The 19,489-nt window shown below is 62.3% G+C and carries 15 protein-coding genes and 1 riboswitch; of the genes, 5 read left to right on the top strand and 10 right to left on the bottom strand.

What is annotated here, in order from left to right:
* Position 1 precedes the first annotated feature (1 nt).
* On the top strand, positions 2 to 697 hold the full coding sequence (ispD, locus tag ASH01S_RS02250) for a 2-C-methyl-D-erythritol 4-phosphate cytidylyltransferase (RefSeq protein WP_067922759.1): 696 nt from the start codon (positions 2 to 4) through the stop codon (positions 695 to 697).
* A 19-nt stretch (positions 698 to 716) separates the two neighbouring features.
* Here the strand turns inward: ispD and ASH01S_RS02245 are convergent, their stop codons facing one another.
* Positions 717 to 1,703, bottom strand: a complete 987-nt coding sequence (locus ASH01S_RS02245) for a glycoside hydrolase family 130 protein (protein WP_245628897.1) — start codon at positions 1,701 to 1,703, stop codon at positions 717 to 719.
* 176 nt (positions 1,704 to 1,879) lie between these two features.
* Here ASH01S_RS02245 and ASH01S_RS18275 point away from each other — a divergent pair, with 176 nt between their 5' ends.
* The 3 genes from ASH01S_RS18275 to ASH01S_RS02235 all read left to right on the top strand — a co-directional run bounded on the left by ASH01S_RS18275 (position 1,880) and on the right by ASH01S_RS02235 (position 6,574).
* Complete coding sequence (locus ASH01S_RS18275; RefSeq protein ID WP_157066946.1) at positions 1,880 to 2,026, top strand: hypothetical protein; 147 nt, start codon at positions 1,880 to 1,882, stop codon at positions 2,024 to 2,026.
* A 288-nt stretch (positions 2,027 to 2,314) separates the two neighbouring features.
* The gene (gene ileS, locus ASH01S_RS02240; RefSeq protein WP_067922757.1) at positions 2,315 to 5,467 is read left to right on the top strand and encodes an isoleucine--tRNA ligase; all 3,153 of its coding nucleotides are present in this window, start codon (positions 2,315 to 2,317) and stop codon (positions 5,465 to 5,467) included.
* Positions 5,468 to 5,704: 237 nt separating this feature from the next.
* Entirely contained in the window at positions 5,705 to 6,574 is an 870-nt protein-coding gene (locus ASH01S_RS02235) for an SDR family oxidoreductase (RefSeq protein WP_067922754.1), read from the top strand.
* 97 nt (positions 6,575 to 6,671) lie between these two features.
* On the opposite strand, the gene ASH01S_RS02230 is transcribed toward ASH01S_RS02235, so the two are convergent.
* The 9 genes from ASH01S_RS02230 to ribD form a co-directional block, all read right to left on the bottom strand.
* On the bottom strand, positions 6,672 to 8,540 hold the full coding sequence (locus tag ASH01S_RS02230; RefSeq protein ID WP_067922750.1) for a glucosaminidase domain-containing protein: 1,869 nt from the start codon (positions 8,538 to 8,540) through the stop codon (positions 6,672 to 6,674).
* 251 nt (positions 8,541 to 8,791) lie between these two features.
* Positions 8,792 to 9,793 (bottom strand): UDP-glucose 4-epimerase GalE, encoded by a 1,002-nt coding sequence (gene galE, locus ASH01S_RS02225; protein WP_067922747.1) that lies wholly within the window; start codon positions 9,791 to 9,793, stop codon positions 8,792 to 8,794.
* Complete coding sequence (locus ASH01S_RS02220; RefSeq protein WP_083516743.1) at positions 9,778 to 10,998, bottom strand: galactokinase; 1,221 nt, start codon at positions 10,996 to 10,998, stop codon at positions 9,778 to 9,780. Before ASH01S_RS02220 ends, galE begins: the two co-directional genes overlap by 16 nt.
* Positions 10,995 to 11,972 (bottom strand): galactose-1-phosphate uridylyltransferase, encoded by a 978-nt coding sequence (gene galT, locus ASH01S_RS02215; protein WP_067922745.1) that lies wholly within the window; start codon positions 11,970 to 11,972, stop codon positions 10,995 to 10,997. The genes ASH01S_RS02220 and galT overlap by 4 nt, the downstream gene beginning before the upstream one ends.
* Positions 11,973 to 12,344: 372 nt before the next feature.
* Positions 12,345 to 13,163, bottom strand: coding sequence for a methyl-accepting chemotaxis protein (locus tag ASH01S_RS02210; protein WP_067922741.1), 819 nt, complete (start codon positions 13,161 to 13,163; stop codon positions 12,345 to 12,347).
* Positions 13,164 to 13,283: 120 nt separating this feature from the next.
* Complete coding sequence (ribH, locus tag ASH01S_RS02205; RefSeq protein ID WP_067922739.1) at positions 13,284 to 13,757, bottom strand: 6,7-dimethyl-8-ribityllumazine synthase; 474 nt, start codon at positions 13,755 to 13,757, stop codon at positions 13,284 to 13,286.
* Positions 13,758 to 13,773: 16 nt separating this feature from the next.
* Positions 13,774 to 14,964, bottom strand: coding sequence for a bifunctional 3,4-dihydroxy-2-butanone-4-phosphate synthase/GTP cyclohydrolase II (locus tag ASH01S_RS02200; RefSeq protein ID WP_067922737.1), 1,191 nt, complete (start codon positions 14,962 to 14,964; stop codon positions 13,774 to 13,776).
* A gap of 38 nt (positions 14,965 to 15,002) precedes the next feature.
* Positions 15,003 to 15,686, bottom strand: a complete 684-nt coding sequence (locus ASH01S_RS02195) for a riboflavin synthase (protein WP_067922734.1) — start codon at positions 15,684 to 15,686, stop codon at positions 15,003 to 15,005.
* Entirely contained in the window at positions 15,667 to 16,842 is a 1,176-nt protein-coding gene (gene ribD / locus ASH01S_RS02190) for a bifunctional diaminohydroxyphosphoribosylaminopyrimidine deaminase/5-amino-6-(5-phosphoribosylamino)uracil reductase RibD (protein ID WP_067922731.1), read from the bottom strand. The genes ASH01S_RS02195 and ribD overlap by 20 nt, the downstream gene beginning before the upstream one ends.
* A 232-nt stretch (positions 16,843 to 17,074) precedes the next feature.
* Positions 17,075 to 17,263: riboswitch (FMN riboswitch) on the bottom strand.
* 297 nt (positions 17,264 to 17,560) lie between these two features.
* Between ribD and ASH01S_RS02185 the strand changes: the two genes are divergently transcribed.
* Positions 17,561 to 19,438 (top strand): APC family permease, encoded by a 1,878-nt coding sequence (locus ASH01S_RS02185; protein ID WP_169794169.1) that lies wholly within the window; start codon positions 17,561 to 17,563, stop codon positions 19,436 to 19,438.
* Positions 19,439 to 19,489 lie beyond the last annotated feature (51 nt).

Genomic DNA, 19,489 nt, shown 5'->3' with positions numbered 1-19,489 from the left:
GTTGCGAAAGGTTTTTGCGGTGATTTTGGCCTCCGGGACCGGACAGCGCATGGGCGCCGGCGTCCCCAAACAGTTTCTGTCGCTCGCCGGGCGCACGATTCTCGAGCACGCCCTGGACGCGTTTGAAGCCAGCGCGCACGTCGACGAGATGATTCTCGTCGCACACCCGGACACAGAGGAACGAACCCGGCACATCGTGAGACGCAATCGCTACACCAAGCTCCGACGCGTGGTTCCCGGCGGCGAGACCCGTCAACAAAGCAGCAAAGCCGGCATCGACGCCATCGCGGAGGAGGACGCCTGGGTTTTGATCCACGACGCAGCCCGGCCGCTGGTGAGCGAGGCGGTGATAGCCCGGTGCGTGTCCGCACTGCACCAACACAAGGCGGTGTCGGCCGCCATTCCGGCCACCGACACCGTGTTTGAAGTGAACGACTCGGGCCGCATCGACGCCATACCGGACCGGGCCCGGCTGTGGAGGGCGCAGACCCCGCAGGCGTTTCATCTGCAGGTGCTCCGCCGCGCCCATCAATTGGCCATGGCCACTCAGGCCCCTGTGCTGGCCAGCGACGACTGCAGCCTGGTTCTGCGCTTCCAACTGGCTCCGGTGCATGTGGTCGAAGGCGACGTGCGAAACCTGAAAGTCACATACCCCGCCGACCTCGCGCTGGCCGAACGGCTGCTGACACTGCAATAAGAAGTGCCCAGCCGCTGGATCAGGAAGCCATCGCTTCCCCATCCTCAGCCCGCGCCGAAGCGGGTGCCGTCGCGACCCCTATCTTCGAGTCGGCCATGCCATAATAGAGGTACCAGAAACCGTTGTGCTCCACCAGCCCTTCGACGAACACGACATTGTCCACCTGGCCCACCCGCTCGTCCAGAGTTCCCGGGGTGAGGAAGGGAACCGTTGTGCGTTTGAGCACTCGCAACGGGTCTTCCTTGGCCAAGAGCGCCTGGCCGCTCGCATAGTGCAGCTGGCCATGCTGCGGACTGGACGGATTGTCAATCCGCCGGGCGGCATTGTAGATGAGGAGGATGCCCTGGTCGGTCAATACTGGCTGCGGACCGGGCTCGATGAGCGCGCTGTCGAAGGCGTCTGGATTGGTGGACGGACGTAGCACCGGCTCCGCCACCGGCGTCCAGTGGATGAGGTCCTTCGAGTGAGCCATCCAGATGCTGGTGTCGCCGAAGTACATGACGTACCGTCCGTCTATCGGCGTCGACAGGATGGCTCCCGACTTGGACCACACCTTGTCCGATCCGCCCCGCCACTCAGGGAACAATATCCCGTGTTTCTCCCAGGTGAACAGGTCCTTCGAAGTGGCCAGGCACAGGTACGCGCTCCGGCCGTCAAACGCCGTGTAGGTCATGTAGTACGTGGCCCCCACCTGGGTGACACGCGGATCCTCACACCCCCCCGGAAGCTCATACCCCTCCGTCGGCACGAGCACGGGCTGGGGATGGCGTTGAAAGCGGATTCCATCCTCGCTGAACGCAAGCCCGATGCGCGAGGTGCCGTTCCAACGGCCGCTGCCGCTGTGGTCCTCGGCACGGTACAGCATGTATATCTTCCCGTCCTTGGCGACCGCGGTCGGATTGAACAGATCCTTGGCCTCCCAGCCATTCCCCTGCGGTCCCAAGATAGGATTGAGTTCGTATTTTGTAAACGGCCCCAGTGGGAACCCTATCTTGTTCGAAGTCAAGGTCTGCAACCTCCCACTTTGATGGTGTTGTCATTGTACTACGGCCGCCCAACCCCCGCGAGCCCAATTTATGCCTGGACTGGGTGATGGAACTTTGCCGTGGCGTCGATTTATGCTACAATTACGCGTGAATTTCCGGCCGTGTCGCGGCCGGATGGAACGATGAGCAAAGGCCGATGAGAAGGACGAGTACCCAGCATTTGGACGCCACAGAGAGTGGGGGGCAGGTGAAAGCCCACGCGCCCAGGCTGGTGAACATCCCCTTTGAGGTGCTGGCTGAACCCGGCCCCGCCGGCGAGCAGGTTGCAGAGGGTTGGCAGTAGGCCCAGACGGTTTCTCCCGTTATCGAGAGCAGATGGAGCGGCAAGCTCGGCACCCATCCGGCCCCGCCGCATCGCGGCATGCCGGCCAGGCAGGTGCAGAGTTTTTTCATGGCCGATGGTGAAGACCGGGTGCGCATAGGCACCCCCGGCTCAGCGCCAGGCCATGTGCGGCTAACTTGGGTGGTACAGCGGGAGGTCCTCTCGCCCCAAACGGGGCGAGAGGTTTTTGTTATAGAGCCCCGCCGCACCCCGACACATTCCGCCATTGACGCTGCAGGAGGATGAACCATGTACCGAAAAGTGGACGCCAAGGAACCGGCCAAAGCGCGCGAGCAGCGCGTGCTCTCGTTTTGGCGGGAGCACGACGTGTTCCGGGAGAGCGAGCGGATGCGCGAGGGCAGCCCGGAGTTCGTGTTCTACGAAGGTCCCCCGACCGCAAACGGGCGGCCCCACCCCGGCCACGTGCTGACCCGGGTGATGAAGGATGTCTACCCGCGCTACCGGACGATGAAGGGGTTTCACGTCACGCGCAAGGCGGGCTGGGACACACACGGCCTGCCCGTCGAGATTGAAGTGGAAAAAAAGTTTGGCATCAGCGGCAAGAAGCAGATTCAGGAGTTCGGGATTGAACGCTTTGTCCAAGAGTGCAAGAACAGTGTCTTCACTTACGAACAGACGTGGCGGGAACTGTCTGAGCGGCTGGGCTATTGGGTGGACCTGGATAACCCGTACATGACGCTGACAGACGATTATATTGAATCGGTCTGGCACCTGTTGAAAACCATCTACGACAAAGGCCTGCTGTACAAAGGCCACCGGGTGAGCCCTTACTGCCCACACTGCGAAACCACGCTGTCTAGCCATGAGGTGGCGCAGGGCTACAAGAATGTCAAGGACTTATCGGTGACGGCCAAGTTCCGCCTGCTTGACCCATCGGAGGTCGCGCGGGTGTTCGCGCAGGGACAGTTGCCGGATGACACCCCGACATACATCCTGGCCTGGACAACCACCCCCTGGACGCTGCCGAGCAATGTGGCGCTGGCGGTCAACCCGGAGTTTACGTACGTGCTGATTCATGACGCGGCGGCCAAGGAGAACTACGTTGTCGCGGAGGGCCGCAAAGAGCACTACCTGACGGAGGAGCGACGCGTCATCACCGCCTGCACCGGCGCGGAGTTGGCCGGCCTGCGCTATCAACCGGTGTTTCCGTACGTGACCGTCGACGGGCAAAAACACGTCGTCGTCACCTCCAACCACGTGACCGACGAATCCGGCACCGGCGTCGTGCACATGGCGCCGGCCTTCGGCGAGGACGACTACCGCGTCTGTCAGGAAAACGGCGTGGTGTTTGTCAATTTTGTTGACCTTTCCGGCCACTTCACCGACACCGTCAGCGACTTCGCCGGCCGCTTCGTCAAGGATGAACAAGTCAACGTGGATATCGTCAAGCACCTGGCGGCGCGCGGTCTGGTCTATGACAAGGGCAAGCACGAACACGCGTACCCCCACTGCTGGCGCTGCGACACGCCCTTGTTGTATTACGCGATTGACAGCTGGTTCATCCGCATGACCGCCATCAAGGCCGAGGTCATCCAAAACTCGCGCGGCGTCCATTGGATCCCGGAGCACATCCGCGACGGCCGCATGGGAAATTTTCTGGAAAACCTGGTCGATTGGAACCTGTCGCGCAGCCGCTATTGGGGCACTCCACTGCCGATTTGGGTGTGCGACCGCTGCGGGCGCACCGAGTGCATCGGATCGAAGGCCGAGCTGAAGGAGCGGGCCGGCCGGTTGCCGCAGGAGCTGCACAAGCCGTACATCGACGATGTCCGCTGGACCTGCGCGTGCGGCGGCCGGATGGAGCGGGTGCCCGAGGTCATCGACGTCTGGTTTGACTCCGGCAGCATGCCGTTTGCCCAGTGGCACTACCCATTTGAGAACCAGGAGCAATTCCACCGGCTGTACCCGGCCGATTACGTCTGCGAGGCGATTGATCAGACACGCGGCTGGTTCTACAGCCTGTTGGCCATTTCGTCGCTGGTCAAGGGAATGGCCCCGTATAAAAACGTGCTGGTGCTGGGCCACGTGGTGGACGAGGACGGCAAGAAGATGTCCAAGTCGAAAGGCAACGTGATCGATCCGTTTGAGGCTTTCGACCTGCACGGTGCGGACGCGCTGCGCTTCTATTTCCTGGTCAACACCCAGCCGTGGAACTCGCAGCGCTTCTACCACCGAGCGGTGGCGGAGGCCAAGGCGAAGTTTATCGACCTTCTGCAGAACGTGCACGCCTTCTACGCGCTGTACGCTGGCATCGACGGCTTCTGCCCGGCCGAGCATCACGTGCCGGTGGCCGAGCGGCCGCTCATGGACCGCTGGATTCTGGCCCGCCTGCACGATACCATCCGGCGCGCGGACGAGGCCCTGGCGGCGTTCGACGCGACCACGGCAGCGCGCCAGATCCAGGGTTTGGTCAACGACTTGTCGACCTGGTACGTGCGCCGCAACCGCGAGCGGTTCTGGGCGGGCGGCATGGAGGCGGACAAGGCAGCGGCGTTCTTGACCCTGTACGAAGTCCTGGCGACTGTGGCCAAGCTGATTGCGCCCCTGACCCCGTTCATCGCGGAGGAACTGTACCAAAATGTCGTGCGCAGTTGGGACGAGACCGCTCCCGTCAGCGTCCACCTGTGCGACTTCCCAGTCGCGGACGTGGACCTCGCGGACGAACGCCTCTTGGATGAGATGGACTGGGTTCTCTGGGCGGTGGAATCCGCGCGGCACCTGCGCAACGAAAGCAAGCTGAAAATAAGGCAACCGCTCTCCACGCTCTATCTGCCGCGAAACCTGCAGGATGTGCTGAGCAAGTTCACCGACATCCTGGCCGAGGAGTTGAACGTCAAGGAGGTTGCCTTTGTGCAGCTGGAGGAGATTGCCCGTCCGGAGCTGTTCCTCAACCTGAAAGAAGTCGGCCGGGCCTACGGAAAAGAAGTGCCGGCCATCAACCAGGCGGCCAAGCAGGCGGCTCCGCAGGTGATGGCTGCGTTTGCGGCCGAGGGCAGGGTGGAGTTGGCCGGGCGCGTTATCACCCGCGACATGGCGGAAATCCGCTACCACGCGGCATTTCCGGGTCTTATCGACGTCTCCGGCCGTGGATTCGTCGGCCTCAACACCCAGTTGACGCCAGAACTCATTGAGGAAGGGTTTGTCCGGGAAATCATCTCCAAAATGCAGATGATGCGCAAAGAGGTCGACTATGAGGTGACGGCCAAGGTTGTGTTCGCCGCCTACGGGGACGAGGAGGTGCTGGCCATTCTGCGCCGCCATCAGGAGCGGATTGCCCGGACTGTCCTGATTCGCGATGTCCATTTTGGCAGCATGGAAGGCGATCTGACCAAGGAGTGGGACATCAACGGAAAACCGCTGACGCTGACGGTTAAAGGCTGAAGACAGTGTTCATTCGCCCGTCCCGGGCCGGTGAGGCTCGGGACGGGTTTTTGCCAAGGACGCGCCTGTCCGATGTGTGTAGGACGGCGCCCCCGTCTTGGGATACAGGAACCCCCACCACAAGCCTTGAATCGAACCACGCGAGTGCGGACAACGGCGGCTCCCAGCCAACATGACATCACGCAAAATGGGGAAAGATGCAACTAAGTCACCAACCCAGTTCAATGGAGGCGCAGCATGACCGTCCAAACATCCTTTCCACAGTTCTTTCCCGCCCAACATCAGGATCGTCAACCGGGGCTTGAATCGGTGATGAACCCACTGCCCACGGCGGAAGACCCAAACTACAAGGCGGCCGGAAAGCTGGCCGGGCGAGCCGCCATCATCACCGGCGGAGACAGCGGTATAGGCCGCGCCGTTGCCATCGTGTTTGCGAAGGAAGGGGCGGATGTGGGCATCGTGTACCTCGACGAACATGAAGACGCCGAGGCCACGAAGGCGCGCGTCGAGCAGTTGGGGCGGCGCTGCGTACTCGAAGCGGGCGACGTGGGAGACGAGGCCTTTTGCCGCGATGCAGTCCGTCGCCTCGTCAAGGCCATGGGACGCTTGGATGTTCTCGTCAACAATGCGGCCGAGCAACACCCGCAGGACAGCGTCGAGAAGATCTCTGCGGAACAGCTGGAGCGCACGTTTCGCACCAACGTCTTTTCCTATTTTTATATGGTCAAGGCGGCGCTCCCATACCTCCAATCTGGGGCCGCCATCATCAATACCGCGTCGGTCACTGCCTATGAGGGGAATGCGGGCCTCATCGACTATTCGGCGACGAAAGGGGCCATCGTCACCTTCACCCGCTCCCTGTCGTTGTCCCTGGCCGGGCGCGGCATCCGAGTCAACGGCGTAGCTCCGGGCCCTATCTGGACGCCGCTCATCCCCTCCACCAGCCCCGCGGAACAGGTGACCCACTTTGGCTCCAACACGCCGCTGAAGCGGGCCGGGCAGCCCTGCGAACTCGCCCCTGCTTATGTATACCTGGCGACGGACGATTCGTCCTACGTGTCCGGCCAGGTTCTGCATGTCAACGGCGGCACCGTGGTCAACGGGTGAACGGGCGCCACCGAGGCACAGGCCGCGTAAGACATCAGATCTGTGACACCAGCGGCGGCCGCGCTTGCAACGGTATCGCCATGAATCGGTACGAACCTCAACTACCGTGTACTTCGGGCATGGTGAATTTCTCAAGATTGACGGGCGCACTGGGCAATCCAACGATAAGTTTTCCCGTCTGCTGATTGTACACCTCCAACTGTCCCTTGGAGTTCTGCACAGCAAAGTCGCCACGATGCAATGTGACCGAACCGCTGGTGCCCGTCAGTTTCACCGAGTATCCTGTGGACGGGATGACCTGGTACACGTTATCCAGCTGGACTTCCGTTGAAGGCACCCACCCGAGGTTAACGATGTGATACCACAATGTGGCAAACTCTTTATTTCCGCCTGACATGCCTGTGGTCAGGAATTCCGCCATTTCGTCAATATGGTACACTTGCCCCTTGTGTAAGGATGTTCCGGTGGCTGGGAATAGCTGCGCCCATGTCGCGTCATCACAAACTCCGGTCACAGACAGTCCGTGTGCCTGCTGGTACTGTTCCACCGCCTGAGCGGTTTGGGGGCCGAACAATCCGTCCACCGTCAATTTGGGATAGACGTACGGATCCTGATTCAATGCCTGTTGGAGTTGCTTCACTGCAGGGAATGACGTCGCTGACGTCGTCTGGGATAAGGTACCGTACAAGAAATCGTCCTCAGCATCCGCGCTCAGGCTCGGAAAGACAGGCAGGGAGCTGTACGGCGATGTGGGAGCCACCTCTGCCATGGCATCCGTGCCGACTTTGTACACGGGCTCGGTGCTCGATAAAGGCGCCGGCGCTTTGTTGGAAGACTGATATTGTACATAATCACTCTTCGAACCGCCAGTTTGAGACACATATTCGTTCATGATCTCCCCGATGCTAGTGGCCCATTCTGGATCCGAGGCGTAATTTGCCTTGCTCATTCCGGTTAATGTCGGAGAGCCGCCGTCATGGGTGGCCCCAGGCGTTAAGTAATTTTGTCGGACCTCCCATGCCTCAAACATAATGGCATATTCGCTGGAAGGAAACATACCGCCGTAACCGTAGGCGTCGTCGCCGTAAGCCCCGTAGCCAAACCAGTTATTCTTCTTCAATGCCAAGTCACTGGTTCCCCACCCTGTCTCTAAAGCCGCATGGGCCAGCAAATACGTGGCATTGGCTCCATACTGATTTTGGGCATTGACAAAGTATGAACCCAACCCCTCCATGTCTCCCTTATGATTGGCGGCAATCCACTTGTCCATTTGACTGGCGGTGACCGAAGCCGGTGCCGGATAGCGCAAATCCACATTGCTGAAAAACGAATAGGTTACGTCGATACTCTGTTTCTTGGTCTGGAGACCATTGGTGGCGACAGCGGTGATGGTGTTCTTGCCATCGCGCAGTTTCAGGGAAAAGGCGAAACGACCGTTCTGCAACTTACTGCCGCTCTGCGGCTTACCGTTCAGATACAGCTTGACGGACTTCTCATTGCTGTTCACGGTGACCTTTTGCGAGGCCAATGTGACAACTTGCCCATTGCTCAGACCGCTGATGCTCACCGTCGGCGCCGCCGGAGCGGTCACCGTCACCTTATACCAGTGCGACAGGCCGTTCACCGTTACCTTCAACCAGGTGGACCCAGCCTTGTGGCCGCTGATGGTCACCTTGGCCTGACCGCTCTTGTTGGTCACCACATGGCCCGCAGAAGCCGTGGCCACACTCCGGTCGTAGCTGTGAAAGTACACCAGTGCCCCGCTGATGGCCTTGTTGTGCGCGTCCTTGATGGTCACTGTGAATGATTCCTTCTGATTGACTAAAAGGCTATGAAGTTTGGTTATAGATTCGTGTGCGACTTTGGTCGTATTGTAATGCGTGGATGCCGCCCATACCGACGTGGGTACAGTCATGGTCCCGACAACCGCAGACGCTGCCGCGATTCCCTTGAACGTGCGTCGCAAGAACGTCCCTCCTCTTCCTTGCTTACTTCAAGAGATGCCGATCTTGAACATTCATTACGAGACAGTGGTAAGTCACGTCAGAGTACCCGTTTCTCCCCTGTTGAAATCTATCTTAGGCCTTCTCTAAACGATTTGCGAGTCACGCAATTTTTGTGCCAATGAAAAAAGATTGTATTATTTCCGATCCAAACAACTACGGGAGCCGACTCGGCTCCCGCACACTACAACCCTTTGTTGCTGAATCACGATTTTCACCGCTCATAGCCATGGGGATGGGAACGGTGCCAGCGCCAGGCCGAATCCACAATCTCGCGCAGGTCCGCCCGCTCGGGTCGCCATCCCAACACCTCGCGCGCTTTGTCGGAGGAGGCCACAAGGACGGCCGGATCGCCCGCGCGGCGCGGGCCGACCACAGCCGGGATGGCGCACCCGGTCACCTCGCGGGCCACGTCAATCACCTGTTTCACGGAAAAGCCCTCGCCGTTGCCCAGGTTGAACGCCTCCGCCGCGGTCTCCCCAGACTTTTCCAACCGACGCAGCCGCTCCACGGCCAGACGATGGGCCGAGGCCAGGTCCATCACGTGGATGTAGTCGCGAACGCAAGTCCCGTCCACCGTCGGGTAATCGTCCCCGAAGATGGACACTTCCGGACGCTGACCGAGGGCCGCCTGCAGGATGATAGGAATCAAGTGTGTTTCCGGATTGTGATGCTCACCAATCGGCAGCGTCGGGTGGGCCCCGGCGGCGTTGAAGTAGCGCAGGCTGATGGACGACAGCCCGTACGCCTCCCGGCACCAATGGAACATCCGCTCAATCGCCAACTTCGTCTCCCCGTAGGGGTTGGTCGGGACGGTGGCGTCGTCTTCGCGGATGGGCGTTCGCTCGGGCTCCCCGTAGACCGCGGCGGTCGACGAGAAGACGATACGCTTGACGTTGGCGTCCAGCATGGCGCCCAACAACCGAGCCGTCGCCGCCACGTTGTTCTCATAGTACTTGAGTGGATTTTTGACGCTCTCGCCGACCAGCGAGTTGGCGGCGAAGTGGACCACCGTGTCGACCGCGTGCTCGCGCAGAATGTGGACGATCCGGTCGTGATCGCGAATGTCGGCCTCATAGAAGGGCGCCCCGAGCACCGATGCCGCGTGGCCTGTGCCCAGGTTGTCCACGACCACGACCTCTTCCCCGTGCGCCAACAACTCGGCCACCGTATGACTGCCGATATACCCGGCGCCCCCCGTTACCAAGATGGACATGCGGCTTCTACCTCCTCGGTGACCTCGCGGGCGCCAGGCCCGATGTCCGTCACGTAAAACGACGGGGTGAGCCCGGTCGCCTCTGTGTATCGCGCTCGCACGTGCGCCTGGAACGCCTCGACTTGGTCGTCCGCGACCAAGCTGACCGTACAGCCGCCGAAGCCGGCCCCGGTCATCCGGGATCCCAGGCAGCCAGGGGCGGACCAGGCGGCTTCCGCCAGCGCGTCGAGCGCCTGACCGGTCACCTCGTAGTCATCGCGCAGGGATTCGTGCGACGCGTTGAGCAGGCGGCCGAACTCGGTCAAGCGGCCGCCGCGCAGCGCCGCGATGGCCGCGCTCACGCGCCCGTTCTCGCTCACCACGTGGCGCGCCCGGCGCAGCAGCGTGGCGTCCTGGATGAGCGGGGCGAACTCGTCCCAGCGGTCGGCCGGGATGTCGGCCAAATGCCGGACCAGCGGGTGCACCGCCTGCACCTGGGCCAGCGCCCGCTCACACTCGGCACGGCGTTCGTTGTACTTGGAGTCGGCCAGCCCGCGTCGCTGGTTGGTATTGGCGATGACCAAGCGGCACCCCTCCATCCGCGCCGGGACCAACTCATAATCGAGGGTGGCGCAGTTGAGCGCAATTGCGGTGTCCGCCTCACCGGCCGCGACGGCAAACTGATCCATGATGCCGCAGTTGACGCCGACGAACTCGTTCTCCGCCCGCTGCGTCAGTTTCGCGATATCCGTGACCGGAAGCTGCGCCTGCAGCAGATCGCGCACGGCCACCGCCGTCGCCACCTCGACCGAAGCGGAGCTGGACAACCCGGCCCCGTACGGCAGATTGCCGTGCAGGTAGAAGTCCCCGCCCGCCAGAGCGAGCCCCCGCTGAGCCATCACCCATAATACACCCTTGGGGTAGTTGGCAAAGTCGTCCTCCGGGCGGTACACCCAGTCTTTCGCGCTGCCGCGGAGCTCCACGGTGTTCGGAAAGGCACTGGAGGCAAACCGGAATACCCCGTCGTCGCGCTGGCGCACGAACAGCCATGTGCCCATCGTCAGCGCCGCCGGAAAGACCCGGCCGCCGTTGTAGTCAATGTGCTCGCCGATGAGATTGACCCGACCGGGCGCAAAGAAGACGCGCACACCCGCACGGGCGGATGACCCCTCCGCCCCCGGAGAAAAGCTCAGAAACGCCCGATAAGCCTCGCGCAGATCCGTCATGCACGACTCCCCCTTCGCGCCTGCTCGATGGCCGCCCGCAATCTGGGCGCCGTCTCTTCGACCGCGGTCGGGTTGCAGGGCGCCCACGCCCCGGTTTCGGAGGACGCCAAATACTTGATCTTGTTCCGGTCCCTGAGCGGCGGGTAGAACTCAATGTGGAAGTGGTAATAGGCCACCGCGTCCCGGTCATGGACCGGGCGCTGGTGCATCACCATCATGTACGGAAATTCTCGATCAAACAACGCGTCCATGCCGGCTGTCACCCGTTTCAGGATGGCGGCCAAATCGTCTCGTTCCGCGTCGTCCAAATCGGTGATCGCCGATTTGTGGGCACGGCTGCTGATGAACACCCCATATGGATAATCGGTAAAAAACGGAATGAAGGCGACGAACGAATCGTTCTCCGCGACGACGCGCTGCTCGAAGCGAAGCTCCTCCTGGTTGATATCGCAGATCAAGCAATGGCCCGTGGCAGCGTGATGGTTGCGGCAGGATTCCAGTTCGACGCGCAGTTTCTGCGGCACGTAGGGATAGGCGTAGATCTGGCCGTGTGGGTGCGGCATCGTCACGCCCACCTCGGGGCCGCGGTTCTCGAAGATGAGCACGTATTGGTGGCGCGGATCTTCACCCAACACCGAGAAGCGGTCAATCCACAAATCCACCAGTTTGCGGATGTGGGGGATGGACAACTGCGGCAGGGTGGTCGTGTGCTCTGGCGAATACAGCACCACCTCGCACTTGCCGTAGGCTTCAGCCACCTGGTACAACGGCGTCGCCACGTCGTCGGGATGCGGAGGATTGGGCGACAGGGCGGGAAAATCGTTGTCGTAGACAAGCACCTCGTAGTGCTCGGGAACCTTGCCAGATCCGGGGCAAAAGGGGCAGTAGTCCTTCGGCATGTCGGGCCGCTTCTGGCGATTGGAAGCGACCATCGTCCAGTCGCCGAGAAGCGGATTGTACCTCAATTCAGCCAACCGTCTCACCTCATCGCTGTCAGGATGCAATAAATTACTGATAATTCTGCCATGTGGTCTCGAGTCCCTATGGGGCCCACCGATCCCTGTTGGACAGGTACCGCCCCCCCTGTGGCATGACCCTCACCTCGGGCCACGAGACCAGTATAACAAATCCGCCACTCCAGCCAGAGGGCGAGACGGAAAACCTCCAGGCTCTTTTCCTGATTTATGGTGGCACCCCGCTGTCGACCAACAGCGGACGCGGGCTGGGTGTCTTCTTTCCTGATGCGGGAGCCTCCCCGGTGCCACCTTGTCCCGTGCGGCGGATGCGCGGAACACAATAACGCTCCCGCGCCTCATTCGGGCCAGTTCAGGTAAACGGTTAGTTGGTCAACCTGCTGCCTTGGCCAGTTTTTCGGCCGTCGCCGCGACATGGGCGAACTCCGAGTTCAACTCTTCAATGTTGGCGTTATGCTCCTGGGTGGCCCCGCTCATCGTGCGAATGGCCTCGTCCATGCGGCTCACCGCTTCCAGGACGACCTCAAGCTGCTGCTGGATGTCCTGCACCGCCTGCTTACTCTGTTCCGCCATCTTGCGGATTTCCCCCGCCACCACCGAGAACCCCCGCCCGGCTTCTCCCGCTCGTGCCGCTTCAATCGCGGCGTTGAGCCCAAGCATATGTGACTGCGTCGCCACGCTCTTGACGAAGTCGAGCACGGAGTGGATTTTGTCGATGTTCTCCGACACGGTGCCGGCATGGGCCGCCATGCCTTGCACAAACTCCGCCATCCGGGCCGAAGCCTGGGCGATTTCATCGGCGTTCGCGGACATTTCTTGCACCAATGCCGAGAGCTCACTGGCACCATCGCGCAGTGCGGCCAACCGTCCCTGGCTGACGAGGGCGGTGACGCAGCCGACCACTTGACCGTCCTCAAAGATGGGCACGGCCGTAGCTACGTACGGAACACCGGTGACCATGATGGCGTCCCGCTCCTCACACAGCGTCTGTCCCAAGCGCATCGCCTTCGCCGTCACCGTATTCTCCATCTCCGTAATGGGAGTGCCAACGTCGAACTCCGGTTTAATATGTTCCCCAGGGATCTGCGTGACCACCTTTTCAGTGTCAAACACAATGAGACTGGCGTCCTCCGGGTACGTCTGCCGAATCACATCCAGACACGCCACAATCGCGTCCAGTTTCGCTGACATCCGCGTTCCTCCCGAACTCTTATGAGTGCGACTAGTATGTAGTTTAGACTATGAGAGGAATAGTATCAATCACTTTCCATTTTGTTTTGACCCATCGCAGAACTCCGGTTGCCAGCACCATCAACCACGCAGGGTGCGGGTCAGGTTGGCCATTTCTATGGCCGACACGGCCGCGTCCCAGCCTTTATTTCCGGCCTTGGTGCCGGCTCGCTCAATCGCTTGTTCAATCGTGTCGGTGGTGAGCACCCCAAAGATGACCGGGCACTCGGACTGCAGCGACACCTGGGCCACTCCCTTGGCCACCTCTCCCGCCACGTAGTCAAAGTGCGGCGTGGCCCCGCGGATAACCGCACCCAGGGCCACAACCGCGTCGTAGCGTCCCGACTGGGCGAGCTGCTTGGCGATGAACGGGATCTCGAAGGCGCCCGGCACCCAGGCCACCTCCACGTCCTCCTCGCCCACACCGTGCCGCTTCCAGGCATCAAGGGCGCCGCCGAGCAGGCGCTCTGTGATAAACTCGTTGAAACGGCTGATGACAACGCCAAACTTCAGTCCTTCTCCAGTCAGGTGACCTTCGTACGTGCGGATGTTCATGTTGGCTCCTCCCGTCTCACAGGTGCAACAAATGCCCCAGCTTTTCGCGTTTTGTCTGCAGATAGTGTTCATTGTAAGGGTTGCGGTCCACTTCCAGCGGAACCCGCTCCACCACCGTCAGACCGTGACCCTCAATGCCCCGGATCTTGCGCGGATTGTTGGTCAAAAGCCGCATCCGGCGCACTCCCAGGTCATGCAGAATCTGCGCCCCGATGCCGTAATCGCGCAGGTCGTCGGCGAAACCCAGGCGGTGGTTGGCCTCCACCGTGTCCGCCCCCTCGTCCTGCAGCGCGTAGGCGCGGATCTTGTTCAACAGGCCAATCCCGCGGCCTTCCTGGCGCAGGTACAGGAGCACCCCTTTGCCCTCCTCCGCAATCTGCTGCATGGCCGCGTGCAGCTGCGGCCCGCAGTCGCACCTGAGCGAGGCAAAGGCGTCGCCGGTCAGACACTCCGAGTGCACGCGCACGAGCGTCGGCTCCCCGTCCATCTCGCCCATCACCAAGGCGATGTGCTCCTTGTCGTCCAGTTGATTGGTGTAGACCACGGCTTGGAACTCACCGTAAGCCGTCGGCAGTTTCGCGCTGGCGCGGCGCTCGACGAGCTTTTCCGACCGCTTGCGGTAGGCTATCAAATCGGCAATCGAAATGACCTTCAGACCGTGACGGGCGGCCAGTTCCAACAGCTGCGGCAGGCGCGCCATGGTACCGTCCTCGTTCAGGATCTCGCAGATCACGCCCACCGGCTCCGCCCCGGCGAGTCGGGCGAGATCGACCGCGGCTTCGGTGTGCCCGGCGCGGCGCAGCACGCCGCCCTCCTTGGCAATCAGCGGGAAGATGTGCCCCGGGCGACGAAAATCCTGGGGCCGCGCGTCCGCGCGCACCAGCGCCGCCACCGTCTGGGCCCGCTCGAAGGCGGAGATGCCGGTGTGTGTCCGCGCCTCGTCGACGGAGACGGTGAAGGCGGTGCCGTAAGCGTCGGTGTTCTCTTCCACCATCGAGCGGAACCCCAGCCGTTGGGCCCGGTCTGCGGTTATTGGGACACACACGAGCCCGCGCCCGTGCGTGATCATGAAATTGATGACCTCTGGCGTGGCCTTCTCGCCGAGCGCCACAAAATCGCCCTCGTTCTCCCTGTCCTCGTCATCGACCACGATGACCACGCGGCCGGCGCGCAGGTCCGCGACAGCCTCCTCAATCGAGTTCAACATCGCGTTCGCCTTCCTTCCCTAGGTTCCGGTCAACGCCCTCAGGCGTACCCGTGCTGACGCAGGAAGCCCAAATCCAAAGCGGCGTCTCCTGACAATCCGTCCGTCTCGGCGCCCACAGCCAACGGAGTGCCCAAGCGGGGGGCGGCCAGCTTTTCCAGGTACTTGGCCAGAACGTCCACCTCCAGGTTGACCTCCTGGCCCACCTTGGCATCCAAGAGCGTCGTGTGGGCACCCGTATGCGGGATGATGGAGACGCGGAACCCCTTGTCGTCCACGTCCATCACCGTCAGGCTGACGCCGTCGACGCAGATGGAACCCTTCTCCACGACATAACGCAGGACGGACAGTGGAGCGGAGATGGTGAGCACCGTCGCCACGCCCTCCCGCGCACGTGCGGCAAGGATGCCGACCGCGTCGACATGGCCGGCGACGATGTGCCCGCCAAGGCGATCCCCCACGCGCAGCGCCCGCTCCACGTTGACGCGGCTGCCCGGGCGCAGGCGGCCCAGGTTGGAGCGGCGCAGGGTCTCCTTCACTGCGTCCGCGGTGAACGTGCGGCTGTCAAACGCCACCACCGTCAGACAGACGCCGTTGACCGCGATGCTGTCGCCCAGCCGCACGTCCTCCAACACCCGTTCCGCCGCCAGCCGGATGCGCACACTCTCGGCCCGCGGCTCCATGTCCACCACGCGCGCCACCTCTTCAACCAACCCGGTGAACACCGTGTTTCTCCTCCTCTCGCGCAGGATAAACGAGACGCCCTTCCACGCGAATGTCACCGCCCACCACCTCTGTGCGGACGTCGGCAAGCGTCACCGCCTCCTCCATCCGCACAGGCGCGAGGCCGTCGAGGGCCGGTATGCCCCCGCCCAGGAGCTTGGGCGCCAGGTAGTACACCACCCGGTCTATCAGCCGCTCGCGGAGCAGCGCGCTCACCAAGGTGCGCCCGCCCTCGACGAGGACGCTGTCGCACCCGCGCCGGGCGAGGTCGGCCAGGGCGTCAGCCAACGGCACTCGGCCATCCGCCCGAGGCGGCAGACGCACGATGTCGATCCGCCCCTTGCCCGCCTCCGTCAACCGCTGCGCTCGCTCGTCGGCAACCGCCTCCGTCGTGTAAATCAAGGTTTGCCCCGGCTCCCGCAGCAGCCTGGCGCTGTGCGGCGTCCGCAACCTCGAATCAAACACCACCCGCAGCGGCTGCCGCGCCCCCGACTGCGAATGGAGGCGCATGGTGAGCTGCGGATCGTCCGCCAGGACGGTCTGCACCCCAACGGCGATGGCCGGAATCCGCCAACGCAGCCACTGCACCTCCTGCCGCGCGGCCGCGCCGGTCACGTAGCGGCTGTGCCCGGACGCGGCTGCGATGTAACCATCCAGCGTGGCGGCGGCCTTCCAGACAACCAGCGGCCTGCCTGTCGCCATCATGTGAAAGAACGCCTCGTGCAGCCGCTTGGCCGCTTCTGCCTCGACGCCGACGACCACCTCGATGCCCGCCTCGCGCAAGCGCGCCAGGCCTCGCCCCGCCACCTGCGGATTCGGGTCCGTGCAGGCGACGACCACCCTGCGCACGCCGGCGGCAATCAATGCGTCCGCGCATGGCGGCGTGCGGCCAAAGTGGCTGCACGGCTCGAGGGTGACGTAGGCGGTGGCGCCGCGGGCGGCTTCGCCCGCCATGCGGAGCGCGTGCACCTCCGCGTGGGGGCCGCCAGCCTTCAGGTGCGCTCCCTGGCCCACCACTTCGCCGTCGCGGACGATGAGGGCGCCCACAGCCGGATTCGGACTCGCCTGCGCCAGCCCCAACTCTCCGAGCGAGATGGCCAGGCGCATGAAGTGAGCGTCCAGATCAACGTTCCCTGCTGCAGCTTGTAGGCCGGTCATCATCTGCCCTCCCTGCGACCTCTGCCTTGCGGAGCATAGCGGATCACAAAGCAGGCCCCCTGGAATCCATCCAGGGGGCCTGACCGATTGATGAACGATGGTTGACGTCCAACAGGACTGCGTCCGCACCGTACAGACCCGTTCCTCCAATCCGCACCGGCGGAATCTGCTTCCCCAGTGGAACAGGAGACCGGTCTGCCGGGACACGACCGCACAAACAGACGTTGCCACCGCCATCCTTCTTTCATCCGGACTATACCGTCGGTACTGGAGTCTCACCAGTTCCTGCGCCAAGACGTGCCGCCGCCGTCGCGGCCGACGCATTGGCGCTCGTGGACTTCGCGCATCGCCGTGCGCTTCACCACCGATCGGGAATTGGCGCGGCCATCGGCCTTCGCCTCACCCTGCCCCGAAGGATTGCCGTGTACTCGGTATCCAATTGTCGCACACTTATCATAGAACAAGCGGCCAAGAATCGCAACATAGCCGCGATTTCTCGCGTATTTTCACGATTCCATTCGCGCGTCCCGTGCCGCCTCGCAAAAGCCCGCAAGGACGGCATATGAATTCGCTTTCATCAGCCGTTTTGCGGTTTGCGGACGCGCCCTTGCATCCTGTAGAGTCTTGGCGTCAAGCGACATCTGCGCGCGCTGCGCACGCCTCCCTGCGCACGCGCGTAACGGCAAATTTTCGACGTTACGACTGGAGACGTGACATGATGGCGAGTTTGAAACGCTTGGTTGTCGGCCGGCCACTCAAGACGAGGGAGAGCCAGCAGGCCCGCATCGGCGCCCTGCAGGGCATGGCGCTGTTGACCCCCGACGCGCTGTCCAGCGTCGCCTACGCGACGGACCAGATGGAATCCGTGCTAGCGGTCCTCATCGCCGCCGGCGCCGCCCAAGCGACCGTCTCCGATGTGCTTGGGTTTTCCATGCTTGGTACCGGCCTCATCGTCATCCTGGCGTTTCTCTTGTATTTGGCCTATCGAAACATCATCCGCCACTACCCGTTGGGCGGAGGCGCCTACGCCATCGGCCTCAACGACCTGGGACGATACTGGGGCCTCTCCGCCGCCGCCACGTTGATCATCGGCTATACGCTCACGGTCGCCGTCTCCATCGCCGCCGGGGTCGACGCGGTCGGGCCCGAGATTCCGTGGGTGAACGACCACAAACTGCTGTGCAACGTGCTGCTGACCCTGCTCATCATGCTGCTCAACCTGCGCGGAGTCGGCGAATCGGCCACGGTGCTGGTGCCCTTCACCTACCTGTTCATCGGCTGCATCGGCGCGGTCGGCGCCGCCGCCGTCGTCGGGGCCATCCGCCACCCGGACGCCATCACCGTGCCGACACCCGCCGGCATGCACGCCCTCGGCGGTATGAGCCTGTTTCTCTTTCTCAAGATGTTTGCCAGCGGCTGCAGCGCACTGACCGGCGTCGAGGCGGTCTCCAATTCCGTCCCGGTTTTCCGCGATCCGTCCGCCAAACGCGCCACCCGCACGCTGCTGTCGCTGATCATCACGCTGTCGATGCTGTTTCTCATCGTATCCGGTGTCGCCACGCTGCACGGCCTACAATACAACCCAAACGTCCCGCTGATCAACCAGGAGGCGCACGTGGTCTTCGGTCCCTCCCTGGCCGGCCGCATCGCCGCCGTCATCGTCTCACTGGCGACCATGTGCATCCTGGTCATCGCGGCCAACACTGCCTTCGCCGGCTGTCCGGCGCTGTGGTCGTCGATGGCCCGCGACGGATTCATGCCCCGCTGGATGCAGCATAAGGGGGATCGACTGGTTTACAGCAACGGCATCGTGTTCCTGACCATCATCTCGCTCGCCTTGACGCTCGTCTTTGACGCCCGTGTGGAGCGATTGATTCCCCTGTACGCGGTGAGCGTGTTCTACACGTTCTCCGTATCGCAGTTGGGCATGCTGGTGCGACAGCTGCGCGAGCGCCAAAAGAACTGGCTGTGGCCGACTATCGGCACCGGCTTTGGCTTCATCATGACCGTCGCCGCCTGCCTGGTGTTCGCCATCACGCGCTTTTTCGACGGAGCTTGGCTGGTTCTGGTGTGCGTACCGTTGTTGGTGGTGATGTTTTCCAAGATCAAAGCGCATTACGAGCAGGTCAAGGCTGACCTGCGCTACGACTTCTCCCAACCGTTCACGTCAAAGGGGGACAGCATCACCATCGTCCCGATTGCCTCCGTCAACAAGGCATCGGTACAGGCCTTGCGCTACGCGGTGGACAACTTCAAGCATGTGATCGCCGTGACGGTCATCGCCAATGAGTCGGAGGAAGAGATGCGCCGGGCCACCGAAAAGATTCAGCGCGACTGGGACCGCCTGCAAAGCGGGGTACCGCTGGTCGTCATCCACTCCCAGTACCGCAACGTGGCGAAGCGACTGCAGCGGTTTGTCGAGTTTGAGCTGCACAAGTATGACCCCGACAACATCACCGTGGTCATCCCGCAGTTCATCACCACCCGCTGGTGGCATACACTCCTGCACAACAAGACGGGCGGACTGCTGATGGCCTGGCTGGTGCTCGGCAAATCCGTGAAGGTGGTGTCGGTGCCCTACCGGTTGTCCCGGTGATGAATGATCAAGGCACGGCCGCCACGCCGGCTACACAAGACAAAAAAAATC

It is taken from the genome of Alicyclobacillus shizuokensis NBRC 103103 (assembly GCF_001552255.1).
Lineage (GTDB): Bacteria > Bacillota > Bacilli > Alicyclobacillales > Alicyclobacillaceae > Alicyclobacillus_G > Alicyclobacillus_G shizuokensis.
Note: the sequence above shows the minus strand (reverse complement) of the source record. Positions and strands in the feature narration are given on the sequence as shown.